The 12,268-nt window shown below is 68.6% G+C and carries 15 protein-coding genes; 8 read left to right on the top strand and 7 right to left on the bottom strand.

The features are described from left to right. Nucleotides 1–2: 2 nt before the first annotated feature. The gene (locus tag AC1HFW_RS22340; RefSeq protein ID WP_479285253.1) at nucleotides 3–680 is read left to right on the top strand and encodes a DUF484 family protein; all 678 of its coding nucleotides are present in this window, start codon (nucleotides 3–5) and stop codon (nucleotides 678–680) included. A 34-nt stretch (nucleotides 681–714) separates the two neighbouring features. After that, nucleotides 715–1,689 (top strand): tyrosine recombinase XerC, encoded by a 975-nt coding sequence (xerC, locus tag AC1HFW_RS22335; RefSeq protein WP_006391908.1) that lies wholly within the window; start codon nucleotides 715–717, stop codon nucleotides 1,687–1,689. A gap of 13 nt (nucleotides 1,690–1,702) precedes the next feature. Here xerC and AC1HFW_RS22330 read toward each other — a convergent pair whose 3' ends face one another. Genes AC1HFW_RS22330 through AC1HFW_RS22305 form a run of 6 tightly spaced genes read right to left on the bottom strand, consistent with a single transcriptional unit; the run spans nucleotide 1,703 to nucleotide 6,199 of the window. After that, nucleotides 1,703–2,806, bottom strand: a complete 1,104-nt coding sequence (locus tag AC1HFW_RS22330) for a nickel/cobalt transporter (protein ID WP_479285252.1) — start codon at nucleotides 2,804–2,806, stop codon at nucleotides 1,703–1,705. Then, nucleotides 2,797–3,480 (bottom strand): DUF1007 family protein, encoded by a 684-nt coding sequence (locus tag AC1HFW_RS22325; protein WP_006391910.1) that lies wholly within the window; start codon nucleotides 3,478–3,480, stop codon nucleotides 2,797–2,799. Before AC1HFW_RS22325 ends, AC1HFW_RS22330 begins: the two co-directional genes overlap by 10 nt. Next, nucleotides 3,441–4,427 (bottom strand): metal ABC transporter solute-binding protein, Zn/Mn family, encoded by a 987-nt coding sequence (locus tag AC1HFW_RS22320; protein ID WP_061072996.1) that lies wholly within the window; start codon nucleotides 4,425–4,427, stop codon nucleotides 3,441–3,443. The genes AC1HFW_RS22325 and AC1HFW_RS22320 overlap by 40 nt, the downstream gene beginning before the upstream one ends. 19 nt (nucleotides 4,428–4,446) lie before the next feature. Continuing rightward, the gene (locus AC1HFW_RS22315; protein ID WP_479285251.1) at nucleotides 4,447–5,313 is read right to left on the bottom strand and encodes a metal ABC transporter permease; all 867 of its coding nucleotides are present in this window, start codon (nucleotides 5,311–5,313) and stop codon (nucleotides 4,447–4,449) included. Further along, entirely contained in the window at nucleotides 5,310–6,032 is a 723-nt protein-coding gene (locus tag AC1HFW_RS22310; protein WP_006391913.1) for a metal ABC transporter ATP-binding protein, read from the bottom strand. The genes AC1HFW_RS22315 and AC1HFW_RS22310 overlap by 4 nt, the downstream gene beginning before the upstream one ends. Beyond that, nucleotides 6,029–6,199, bottom strand: coding sequence for a hypothetical protein (locus tag AC1HFW_RS22305; protein WP_006391914.1), 171 nt, complete (start codon nucleotides 6,197–6,199; stop codon nucleotides 6,029–6,031). Before AC1HFW_RS22305 ends, AC1HFW_RS22310 begins: the two co-directional genes overlap by 4 nt. 148 nt (nucleotides 6,200–6,347) lie before the next feature. Between AC1HFW_RS22305 and AC1HFW_RS22300 the strand changes: the two genes are divergently transcribed. The 5 genes from AC1HFW_RS22300 (at nucleotide 6,348) to hslU (ending at nucleotide 11,081) form a co-directional block, all read left to right on the top strand. Continuing rightward, on the top strand, nucleotides 6,348–6,851 hold the full coding sequence (locus AC1HFW_RS22300; protein ID WP_054501175.1) for a Fur family transcriptional regulator: 504 nt from the start codon (nucleotides 6,348–6,350) through the stop codon (nucleotides 6,849–6,851). A 352-nt stretch (nucleotides 6,852–7,203) separates the two neighbouring features. Further along, nucleotides 7,204–8,334, top strand: a complete 1,131-nt coding sequence (locus AC1HFW_RS22295; protein ID WP_061072994.1) for a CobW family GTP-binding protein — start codon at nucleotides 7,204–7,206, stop codon at nucleotides 8,332–8,334. 127 nt (nucleotides 8,335–8,461) lie between these two features. Then, entirely contained in the window at nucleotides 8,462–8,926 is a 465-nt protein-coding gene (gene dksA, locus AC1HFW_RS22290; protein ID WP_006389752.1) for an RNA polymerase-binding protein DksA, read from the top strand. 208 nt (nucleotides 8,927–9,134) lie between these two features. Beyond that, complete coding sequence (gene hslV, locus AC1HFW_RS22285; protein ID WP_198486309.1) at nucleotides 9,135–9,674, top strand: ATP-dependent protease subunit HslV; 540 nt, start codon at nucleotides 9,135–9,137, stop codon at nucleotides 9,672–9,674. 72 nt (nucleotides 9,675–9,746) lie between these two features. Next, nucleotides 9,747–11,081, top strand: a complete 1,335-nt coding sequence (hslU, locus tag AC1HFW_RS22280) for an ATP-dependent protease ATPase subunit HslU (protein ID WP_006391918.1) — start codon at nucleotides 9,747–9,749, stop codon at nucleotides 11,079–11,081. 154 nt (nucleotides 11,082–11,235) lie between these two features. On the opposite strand, the gene AC1HFW_RS22275 is transcribed toward hslU, so the two are convergent. Next, nucleotides 11,236–11,541, bottom strand: a complete 306-nt coding sequence (locus AC1HFW_RS22275) for a copper-binding protein (protein WP_006391919.1) — start codon at nucleotides 11,539–11,541, stop codon at nucleotides 11,236–11,238. Nucleotides 11,542–11,684: 143 nt separating this feature from the next. Between AC1HFW_RS22275 and AC1HFW_RS22270 the strand changes: the two genes are divergently transcribed. Continuing rightward, the gene (locus AC1HFW_RS22270) at nucleotides 11,685–12,245 is read left to right on the top strand and encodes a cob(I)yrinic acid a,c-diamide adenosyltransferase (RefSeq protein WP_479285250.1); all 561 of its coding nucleotides are present in this window, start codon (nucleotides 11,685–11,687) and stop codon (nucleotides 12,243–12,245) included. Nucleotides 12,246–12,268: the final 23 nt, after the last annotated feature.

Raw genomic sequence — 12,268 nt, 5'->3', positions numbered from 1 at the left:
CCATGACCGATACCGCTTTCACCGCCCAGGACATCGCCACCTTCCTGCAGGAACATCCCGGCTTCTTCGACGAGCACGCCGACGTCTTCGCCACGCTGCAGGTGCCGCACCCGCACGGCTCGCGCGCCATTTCGCTGGGCGAACGCCAGATCCTCACGCTGCGCGAACGCAACCGCGAACTCGAGTGGCGCCTGAACGAGCTGGTGCGCAACGCCACCGCCAACGAAACCATCGGCAGCCACATCTCCAAATGGTGCTGCCGCCTGCTGTCCGAACCGGATCCGCAATTGGTGCCCGGCGAGATCGCCCTGGGCCTGGCTGAACAGTTCGAGCTGAACCACGTGGCGCTGCGCCTGTGGAACCTGCCGGAACTGCCCGACACCGGCTATGGCGAGCCCGTCACGCAGGACGTGCGTACCTTCGCCGACAGCCTGAAGGCGCCGTACTGCGGCACCGACACGGCCTTCGAGGCCGTCGCCTGGCTGGACGCCAAGCCCAAGTCGCTGGCCCTGGTGCCGCTGCGCCTGGAAGCCGAAGGCGCCAGCGTCGGCCTGTTGGTGCTGGGTTCGGACGATGCCGAACGCTTCACGCCCGAGATGGGCACCGCGTTCCTGGAAGCCATCGGCCAGCTGGCCTCGGCGGCGCTGCACCGGCTGAACCCGGCCGCGCCCAAGGCCTGAGCCGATCATGACGGCGGGGGCCCCGGAACACGCCATGCAACCGCAAGCGCCGGACGCTCCCCTGCCCGACCCGATGGCCGCCTGGCTACGCCATCTGGAAAGCAATCGCCGCTATTCCCCCCACACGCTGGACGGCTACCGGCGCGAACTGCGCTTCCTGATCGAGTTGGCCGAACGCGCCAAGCTGCCGCTCGACAAGCTCGGCAATGGCCATATCCGCCAGTTCGTCGCGCGGCTGCACGCGCAGGGCCGCGGCCCGCGCAGCCTGGCGCGCACGCTGGCCGCCTGGCGCGGCTTCTATCAATGGTGGGCGCCGACGATCGGCCTGGCCGGCAATCCGGTGGCCGGGGTGCGCGCGCCCAAGGCGCCGCGCGGCCTGCCCAAGGCCCTGTCGGTGGAACAGACCCAGGCTTTGCTCGACCGCGCGCCGGCCAAGGTCGCCACCGAACCGGCCGCCCTGCGCGACCAGGCCATGTTCGAGTTGCTGTATTCCAGCGGCCTGCGCCTGTCGGAACTGGTGGGGCTGGACCTGCGCTACACGCGCTCGGCCGAGCATGAATCGCGCGGCTGGCTCAGCCTGGAAGAGGCCGAGGTGATCGTGCTGGGCAAGGGCGGCAAGCGCCGCTCGGTTCCCGTGGGCCAGGCCGCCCTGGCGGCGCTGCGGCGCTGGATCGACGTACGCGAGCAGTTGGCGCCGCCGGCGGCATCCGCCGACGATGCCGCCGCCCTGTTCCTTGGCGCCCGTGGCCGGCGTATCTCGCCGCGCGTGGTGCAATTGCAGCTGGCCCGGATCGCGCAGGCCGCCGGCCTGCCGACCCACGTGCATCCGCACGTGCTGCGCCACAGCTTCGCCAGCCACGTGCTGCAATCGGCGCAGGACCTGCGCGCCGTGCAGGAAATGCTGGGCCACGCCAACATCTCGACCACCCAGATCTATACCCGGCTGGACTTCCAGCACTTGGCGCGGGCCTACGACCAGGCCCATCCGCGCGCGGGCCGCAAGTCCTGAACGCGGCGGCGCGTCAGCCGCCGCCGGCCAGCATGCCGCCCAGCAGCAGCACGCCCAGCGCCAGTACCGCCAGCGCCGCCAACGCCTCCACCCCGTAACGCAGGCGCGCCGCCGCGACGCCCGACAGGCGCGCGCCCAGCGCATTGGCCGCGCCGCCGGCCGCCACCGCCAGGCAGGCCAGCGCCGCCACCGTCAGGCCCGTGCCCAGGCCCATCGCCAGGGCCGAGGCCACGCCGGCCAGGAAGAATCCTTGCGACAACGCGAATACCAGCACGATCAGCGCGCCGCTGCAGGGCCGCAAGCCCACCGCGAAAATCGCCGACCAGGCGCGGCGCCAGTTCAACGGCCCCGCCACCTGCTCGGGCGGCGGCACGTGGGCGTGGCCGCAGCCGCAATCATCGTGATGTTCATGCGGATGACCGTGGTCATGGACCTCGCCATGGACGTGCGGCGCCGGCGCGTGGATCGCAATCGCGCGCAAGGCCGCGGCGCCCTTCAGGGCCGGGGCCGGCGCCACCACGACCGGGGCCGCGACCACGGCGGCGGCCCGGGCTGGCGGGCGCAGCGACAACGGCCGGATCGCCTTGATCCAGACCAGCCATGCGCCCAGCAAGGTCACCAACCCATACGAGGCCAGCTCCAGCCAGCGCGTGGCCTGGTTCATGGCCGCGGCCGTGGCGTTGAACACCAGCGCCAGCACCGCCACCATCGCGATCGCCACCAGCGCCTGCACCAGCGACGACACCAGCGCCAGCAGCGCGCCGTTGCGCGCGGTCTGGCGGTTGGCCAGCACATAGGAGGAAATCACCGCCTTGCCGTGGCCCGGGCCGAGCGCATGGAACACGCCGTAGGCGAACGACAGGCCGATCAGCAGCCAGGCGCCGCCATCGGCCTGCCAGGCGCGCACCGCCGCGGTCAGCTGGCGGTAGAAATGGGTCTGCCACACCGAGACCTGGCCGAAGAAGCCCGCCAGCCAACCGGGGCCGCCCAGGCCGGCGCCGCTCTCCGGCACGCCGAAGGGATGCGCGCCCTGCGCGTCGGCCAGGCCGGCCCATGCCATCGTGGCCAGCGCGAACAGCCACGCCAGCGCGGCGGCCGGACGCCGCCCTACGAACATTGCACCTCGATGCGGTGCGTCAGCCCCTTGGTGATGGCGAAAAGCTCTTCCGGCAGCGCGTCCGGATCGGCCGGGATCGCGGCCAATTGCTGCATGGTGTTCCAATCCAGTTCCTTGGGCTTGCGGTAAGCCTGCTTGCAGGCCGCCGCGCCGGGTCCGCCCAGCGCGACCGCCCCCTTGTCATCGAAGGCGTACGCCACGAAGTAGGTCGGGTCGTAGATGTCCACCTGCGCGCCCGCGGCGTCCAGCGTGGCGGGCTCGGCCAGCGGCAGCGTGAACGCCAGCGCCAGCCGGCCGGTCTTGGCGTTCCAGGTCACGCGTGCATCGCGCGGCGCGGCGAACACCGCGCTCTTGCCCGCCACGGTGACCCGCGTGAAGTAATGCGACACCGGTTCGCCCAGCGCCTTCATCCAATCCTGCGCCATGCCTTTCAGGGTGTCTTCGGGCAAGGCGCCGCCCTTGCCCTTCTTGAGACCTTGCGTGGCATAGGCGCCGAACATCTCGTCGAACAGCCAGACCTGCCGCACCGCCGTCACGCGGTGCTGCTCGTCCAGATCGATGACGGCGTGGGCATCGATCCACATGTGCGGGTGCGCGCCGGCGGCGCCGGCCGCCAGCGCACCCGCCACGGCGATCAGGGCTGCAAGGCCGCGGCGAGTTGACGAACGTTCCATTCAAACATTTCCAGGTAGGTGGCGCCGGGCTGTCCGGGCTTGGACAGGGCATCGGAATACAGCGTACCACCCACCTTAGCGCCCGTTTCGCGGGCGATCTGCTGCACCAGGCGCGGGCTGGTGATGTTCTCGATGAACACCGCCGGCACCTTGTCGCGCTTGACCTGTTCGATGATGCGGGCCACGTCGCCGGCGGACGGCTCGGCCTCGGTCGAGATGCCCATCGCCGCGATGAAGCTCACGCCGTAGGCATCGCCGAAATAGCCGAACGCGTCGTGCGAAGTGACCACCTTGCGGCGCTCCGCCGGAATCGCCGCGAAGGTCTTGCGCACGGCCGCGTCCGCCGCCTGCACGCGGGCGATGTAGGCATCGGCGCGCTTGCGGTAGGCGTCGGCATGGGCCGGGTCGGCGGCCGCCAGGCCGTCGGCCACGTTGCGCGCGTAGATCACGCCGTTGGCCAGGTTCTGCCAGGCGTGCGGGTCGGCGTCGTGGTGGTGATGGCCGCCGTGGTCGTGGGCATGGCCATGATCGTGGTCCTTGTCGTCATGCTTGTCACCGTGCTCGTCGCCATGGCCGGCGAACTTGCGCGGCGTCACGCCCTTGGACGCGACCACGGTCGGCCCGGCGAAGCCGGAGGCCTTGACCAGGCGCGGCAGCCAGGCCTCGAAGTCCAGGCCGTTGACGAACAGCACCTTGGCGGCCGCCAGTTTCTTGGCGTCGGCGGGCGTGGGCTCGTATTCGTGGGCATCGCCGTCCGGGCCCACCAGCGTGCTCACCTTGACGTCGGCGCCGCCGACTTCCTGCACGATATCGCCCAGGATCGAGAAGCTGGCCACCACCGGCAACGGGTCGGCCGCGTACGCCGCGCCGAAAGCCGTCGACAGCCACAGGCCGGCCGCGGCCAGCATCACACGGCGGCGCGCCAGCGCCGGAAAGAGGGAAGGCATGGTGAATCTCCTTGAGTGTTCAGGCCCGGCGCGAGACGCGCGGCGCCCGCAGCAGCCCGCCATGCGGGCCGCAGACGATGGAAAACAGGTAACAGACGCCGGCGGCCAGGATGATGGCGGGCGAGGCCGGCACATTGACGTGGTACGACACCAGCAGGCCGGCGACCGAGGCGGCCACGCCAATGCCGGCGGCCAGCGGCAATTGGCTGGCGGCGGACCGCAGCCAGAAACGGGCCGCGGCGGCCGGCAGCATCATGATGCCGACCACCATCAAGGTGCCCAGCACCTGGAAGCCGGCCACCAGGTTCACCACCACCAGCACCAGGAAGGTCATGTGGACCCAGCCGCCCCGGCCGCCGCTGGCGCGCAGGAAGGCCGGATCCAGGCACTCCGCGACCAGCAGGCGGTAGAGCGCGGCCAGCGCCAGCAGCGTGACGCTGGCCGTGATGGAGACCAGCAGCAGCGACGCGTCGTCCAGCCCCAGCACCGTGCCGAACAGCACGTGCAGCAGATCCATGTTGGAGCCGCGCAGCGATACCAGCAGCACCCCCAGGCCCAGCGAGATCAGGTAGAAGGCGGCGAAGCTGGCGTCCTCGCGCAGCGGCGTCAGGCGCGCCACCAGGCCAGCCAGCAGGGCCACCACCAGGCCGGTGGCGATGCCGCCCAGCATCATGGCCCACAGCGACAGGCCCGACAGCAGGAAGCCGGCCGCCACGCCGGGCAGGATGGCGTGCGACATGGCATCGCCCATCAGGCTCATCCGCCGCAACACCAGGAACACGCCCAGCGGCGCCGCGCCCAGCGACAGCGAGCAGGCGCCTGCCAGCGCGCGCCGCATGAAGCCGTAATCGATGAAGGGGGACACGACCCACTGCAACGCGCTCATGCGTAGGCCCTCGCGTGCCATTGGCGCGCCGTCTTCAGGTGCGCATCGGTCAGGACCGACTCCGTGTCGCCCCAGGCCACCACGGAGCCCGACAGCAGCAGGCACTGCGGGAAGTGCTCGCGCACCAGGTCCATGTCGTGCAGCACCGCGATCACCGAGCGGCCCTGGCCGTGCAGGCCGCACAGCAGCGCCATCAGGTCATCCGCGGTATGGCTGTCGACGGCGGTGAACGGCTCGTCCAGCAGCAGCACCGGCGCATCCTGCACCAGCATGCGGGCGAACAGCGTGCGCTGCATCTGGCCGCCGGACAGCGTATCCACGCCGCGGCCGGCCATGTCCGCCAGGCCCACGGTCTCCAGCGCCTGCATGCAGCGGTCGAGTTCGTCGCCGCCGTAGCGCCGCCAGCCGCCGACCCGGCGCCAGGCGCCCAGGGCCACCAGGTCGAGCACCGTCACGGGAAAGGCGCGGTCCAGTTCGGCGGCCTGCGGCAGCCAGGCCAGCTCGGCGCGGCCGGCGCCGCCGATGCTGACGCTGCCCGACATCGGCCGCAGCACGCCCATGATGCCCTTGACCAGGGTCGACTTGCCCGCGCCGTTGGGCCCGATCACGGCGGTCATGGCGCCCGGCTCGAAGCGGCCCGAGACGCCGCGCAACGCGGCGTGCCCGTGCCACCCGAACGAGGCGTTGTGCAGCTCGATGGCGACCGGGGCGGCGCTCACCGCGGCCACCAGTCCAGCGCCCAGCCGGTCAGCGCCCACAGCGCGACGACGGCCACCAGGGCGAACGCCATGCGGCGCCAGGCGGATACGAGGAAGGCGGAACGGAACGACGCGCGGGGACCCGACGCGGCGCCGGGCCGCGGGGGCAGGAGCGAAAAATGGGACATGACGGCGACAAACGGTAAAACAGTATTATGTTATATCATAACTAAATTGGCTTGAATCACCGGCTTTTGCCCGCACCTGGATGTTTTCTGCTACCTTCCAGGCATCTCGCGCGCGTCGCGCGCGTTCCCTATTCAGATGAAGCCCGCCATGCCCGCTCCGCCCCGTTCCCCCCGCAGTGACACCGTAGGCGCCCAACTCAGCGTCGCCGAGGCGCTGTGCGAACAACGCGGCAGCCGCCTGACCCCCATCCGCCGCAAGGTGCTGGAACTGCTGCTGCGCCACGGCCGCAGCCTGAAGGCCTACGAGCTGCTCGAAGCCATGCGCGAAGTGCACCCCGGCGCCGCGCCTCCCACGGTGTACCGCGCGCTGGACTTCCTGATGGATGAAGGCCTGATCCACCGGCTGGACGCCGTCAACGCCTGGAGCGCCTGCCACGATGTCGGCGGCGCGCCCCACGACCTGCTGGTGGTCTGTACCGGCTGCGGCGCGGTGGCCGAAGTGTCCGACCCCGCCATGAGCCGCCAGCTGGCCGAGCGCGTCGCCCAAACGGGCTACGTCCTGGCCACCCACGAGACCGAGATCCGGGCCCTCTGCCCGCAGTGCCAGAAGCAGCAGCCGGCCGACGCCGGGCATCACCACCATCACCACTGAGACGCGCGGCGCGGCCCGTCGGATGACGGGCCCCTGCCCCCGCTGTCCGCCCGCTTTCATCCGGACTCTTGAAATCCGGAAAATCGCCCCAAAATAGTGATATCGCCCGATACTTGACGGCGTACAGCCGCGATCTGGGCGGCTACGGCCCCCGGGTTGGCCCGGGGTTTGCCCCCTGCCCCCGACTGTGCTGTAATCCTGCGTCCGGCCGCGATCGGCGGCCCTCGCAGCCTGTGGCAGTAACATCGGTCGAGCGATGTCAGGCAGGCAATCGGCACCCGCTGCCGCCCGCCAGCACCCCGCGCTTGACCGCCGTGTCTAACCGCCTTTACTTCACGCAAGCAGCTTCGCCATGAACACCCCGCGCAGTTTGGACAAAATGGTTCCCGTCACCATCCTCACCGGCTTTCTCGGTGCGGGCAAGACCACCCTGCTCAAGCGTATCCTGACCGAATTCCACGGCCGCCGCGTCGCGGTCATCGAAAACGAATTCGGACCGGAAAGCATCGACAACGACCTGCTGGTGCAGGACAGCGACGAGGAAATCATCGAGCTGTCCAACGGTTGCGTCTGCTGCACGGTGCGTGGCGACCTGATGCGCACCCTGGCCGACCTGCGCGCCAAGCGCGAAGCGGGCGCCCTGAATTTCGAACGCGTCATCCTGGAAACCACCGGCATGGCCAACCCCGGCCCGGTATGCCAGACGTTCTTCATGGACGACGACATCGCCGAGTACTACCGCCTGGACGCGGTGGTCACGGTGGTCGACGCCAAGCACGGCATGCTGACGCTGGATGAACAGCCCGAGGCCCAGAAGCAGGTCGGCTTCGCGGACCGCATCCTGATCTCCAAGAAAGACCTGGTCAACGACGTCGACTACGAAGCGCTGCGCAACCGCCTGCTGCGGATGAACCCGCGCGCGCCCATCACCGCGGTCAACTTCGGCGACGCCGACCTGAAGTCGATCATCGACATCAGCGGCTTCAACCTGAATTCCATTCTCGACATCGACCCGGACTTCCTGGCCGATGAGCACCCCGACGCCGCCCACAGCCATGCCCACGGGCACGGCCACGACCATGATCACGGCCATGACCACCACGGTCACGACCATGACCACGATCACGACGGCGACTGCGGGGCGCACTGCAATCACGCGCATCATCACCACCCCAAGCACGACGACGAAATCGGCGCGTTCGTGTTCCGGTCCAACAAGCCGTTCGATCCCGCGCGCCTTGAGGAATTCCTGGGCGGCGTGGTGCAGGTCTATGGTCCCGACCTGCTGCGCTACAAGGGCATCCTGTACATGAAGGGCATCAACCGCCGCATGTTGTTCCAGGGTGTGCACATGATGATGGGCGCCGAACCCGGCAAACCGTGGACCGCGGCCGAAAAACCGTCCACCAAGATGGTCTTCATCGGACGCAAGCTGCCCCAGGAGATTTTCACCCGGGGCTTGGAGCAGTGCCTGGCGGGGTAATCCCCTTTCCGGATAACGTGACGCGGTGCGACGAAGGCAGTACTGTGAGGGTACGAATAGCGTAGGCAGCAAACACGGACCGGGAAGACAAGCCCGCGCCAGGATCGATTCATAGTGGAGTGTTTTCATGGCTACCAAGGCAGCAACCAAAAAATCAAGCAAGTCGACGAGCGATACGGCGATTGATCTGCCCAGCGAGAAGGAATTGCTGGCCATGCCCGAGTCCGACTACATGAACGAACGCCAGCTGGCGTTCTTCAAGGAACGGCTCAAACAACTCGAACAGGACATCCTGGCCAACGCCGGCGAAACCACCGAGCACCTGCGTGAAACGCAGTTCGTGCCCGATCCCGCCGACCGCGCCACCATCGAGGAAGAACACGCCCTCGAGCTGCGCACCCGCGACCGCGAGCGCAAGCTGCTCAAGAAGGTGCAACAGTCCATCGCCCGCATCGACAGCGGCGAATACGGCTGGTGTGAGGAAACCGGCGAACCCATCGGCATCCCGCGCCTGCTGGCACGCCCCACCGCCACCCTGTCGCTGGAAGCGCAGGAACGGCGCGAAATGCGGCAGAAGCTGTACGGCGACTGATCCGTCCCGTTATTCAAGCGCCACACTGAAAGGCTATGCTGGTTTCCAGCATGGCCTTTTTTCATTGCGGGACCGCCTCAAGGCGAAAGCGCGTCCTCGGGAGGGGACGGCCGACGGCGCGGCGTCGGGGCCTTCCTTTCTTCGTTGGCCCGCAAGCCTTGATTTCGTTCGCTTCGCCCCCAGCTAGTCCTTTCAAAGGAAGGAACGCATGGAACAATTTCACGCCACCACCATCGTGTGTGTACGCCGCGGCAACCGCGTCGCACTGGGCGGCGATGGCCAGGTCACCCTGGGCAACATCGTCATCAAGGGCACGGCGCGCAAGATCCGCCGCCTGTACCACGACAAGATCCTGGCCGGTTTCGCCGGCGCCACCGCCGACGCGTTCACGCTGCAGGAACGCTTCGAGGCCAAGCTTGAAAAGCACCAGGGCAACCTGATGCGCGCGGCGGTCGAGCTCACCCGCGATTGGCGCACCGACCGCGTCCTGCGCCGGCTCGAAGCCATGCTGATCGTGGCCGACGCCGAGCACACGCTGGTGCTGACCGGCAACGGCGACGTGCTCGAACCCGAACACGGCCTGGCCGCCATCGGCTCGGGCGGGGCCTATGCCCAGGCCGCCGCGCTGGCGCTGCTGCGCAACACCGACCTGGCGCCCGAGACCATCGTCAAGCAATCGCTCGAGATCGCCGGCGACCTCTGCATCTACACCAACCAGAACCACGTCATCGAGACGCTGGGCGACTGACGCCCACCCCGCGGCGCCCGCCCGGCGCCGCGGCCGTCCCCCAGCCCAGCCCCGCTTCAAGGATTCGCCCTCATGTCCGCATCCAACATGACGCCCGGAGAGATCGTCTCCGAACTCGACAAGTACATCGTCGGCCAGAACCGCGCCAAGCGCGCGGTGGCGGTGGCGCTGCGCAACCGCTGGCGCCGCCAGCAGGTGGCCGAGCCGCTGCGCCACGAGATCCACCCCAAGAACATCCTCATGATCGGCCCCACCGGCGTGGGCAAGACCGAGATCGCGCGCCGCCTGGCCAAGCTGGCCAACGCCCCGTTCATCAAGATCGAGGCCACCAAGTTCACCGAGGTGGGCTACGTCGGCCGCGACGTCGACACCATCATCCGCGACCTGACCGAATACTCCATCAAGCAGACCCGCGAACTGGAAATGCGCCGCGTGCGCACCCAGGCCGAGGACGCTGCCGAAGACCGCATCCTGGACGCCCTGGTGCCGCCGCCGCGCGGCGCCTCCGGCGAGCCCGAGCGCGGCGAGGACAACAGCGCCCGCCAGACCTTCCGCAAGCGCCTGCGCGAGGGCAAGATCGACGATCTCGAGATCGAGATCGAAGTGGCCCAGACCGCGCCGCAGATGGACGTCATGACGCCCCCGGGCATGGAAGAAATGGCCGAGCAGCTGCGCGGCATGTTCGCCGGGATGGCGCGCGACAAGAAAAAGTCCAAGAAGATGAAGGTGCGCGAAGCCTTCAAGCTGATCGTCGACGAGGAAGCCGCCAAGCGCGTCAACGAGGAAGACCTGCGCACCACCGCCATCAACAACGTCGAGCAGAACGGCATCGTGTTCCTGGACGAGATCGACAAGATCGCGGCGCGCCAGGAAAGCGGCGGCGCCGACGTCTCGCGCCAGGGCGTGCAGCGCGACCTGCTGCCGCTGGTCGAGGGCACCACCGTCAACACGCGCTACGGCATGGTCCGCACCGACCACATCCTGTTCATCGCCTCGGGCGCCTTCCACCTGGCGCGTCCGTCCGACCTGATCCCCGAGCTGCAAGGCCGCTTCCCGATCCGCGTCGAACTGGAATCGCTGACCGCCGAGGACTTCGTTCGCATCCTGAGCGATACCGACGCGTCGCTGACCAAGCAATACACGGCGCTGCTGGCCACCGAAGACGTGCAGCTGGAATTCACCGACGAAGGCGTGCGCCGCCTGGCCGAGCTGGCCTACGACGTCAACGAGACCACCGAGAACATCGGCGCCCGCCGCCTCTACACCGTGATGGAAAAGCTGCTGGACGAACTGTCGTTCGACGCCACCGCCTCCAGCAACAAGACGGTGAAGATCGACGCCGCCTACGTCAACGCCCAACTGGCCGAAGCCGCCAGCAGCCAGGACCTGGCCCGCTACGTGCTGTAAGCCCGCGCCCCGGCCCCGGCCGGTGGCACCAATACAAAGGCCCGCCGCAAGCGATTGCGGCGGGCCTTTTGCCTGGCAAGAGGCGTGCGCGCCAGGCCAGCGGCGGCGTTGCCTGTCGCCATGCGGGCGCCGCATCGACGCCCGCGGCGCGTGTTCAGTTGGTGATCGCGGTCACCACGTACTTGCCATCCTTGCGCTCGGCGGTGAAACGCACCTTGTCGCCGGCCTTGATCTTGGCCAGCAGCGCCGGATCGGCGTCGTACACCAGCGTCATGGCCGGCAGGTCGAGGGCCTTGATGGCGTCGTGCTTGATGGTGACCTTGCCCGCGCCCGGGTCCACGCGCCGCACTTCGCCGCTGGCGTCGGCCTGCTGCGCGAACGCCAGCGGCGTCGCCAGCGACACGACGGCCATCGCGGTGGCGACGGCCATGGGCGTGGTGTATTTGCGGTTGAAAGCCATGCTCTATCCTCCGATTGCAATGAAAGCGCCGCGCCGGCATGGCCGTCCGCACGCACTTTCCACAATGCTAGGATACCGCCCTTGTGCAATAGTTTCCCCGTAATAACGCAACAATCCTGACGGTTGTTTGCAAAGGACACATCATGGCCAACCGCCTTTCAGTCATTGCGACCCGCACCGGAGACGACGGCAGCACCGGGCTGGGGGACGGGTCGCGCGTGCCCAAGGACGCGGCCCGCATCGCCGCGCTGGGCGATGTGGACGAGTTGAACAGCGTCATCGGCCTGCTGCTGACCGAGCCCATGCCGGCCGACGTGGCCGCCGATCTGCTGACGATCCAACACGATTTGTTCGATATGGGCGCCGAATTGTGCATTCCCGGCCATGTCGCGCTGGCCGATGCGCAGGTGGCGCACCTGGATGCGCGGCTGGCGCATTACAACGCGGCCCTGCCGCCCCTGCGCGAATTCATCCTGCCGGGCGGCTCGCGCGCGGCGGCGCACGCCCACCTGGCGCGCACCGCCTGCCGCCGCGCCGAACGCGCCGTGGTGGCGCTGGCGAGCGAGGAAGCGGTGAATGCGCCGGTGCGGCAATACCTGAACCGGCTGTCGGACCTGATGTTCGTGCTGGCGCGCTATCTGAACCGCGAGGCGGGCCGGCCCGACGTGTTCTGGACCAGCCGGGTATCGCGCCAGCCGGAATGAAAAAATGCCCCGTCAGGGGCATT

This window comes from Achromobacter sp. ISS7, from assembly GCF_056523125.1.
Note: the sequence above shows the minus strand (reverse complement) of the source record. Positions and strands in the feature narration are given on the sequence as shown.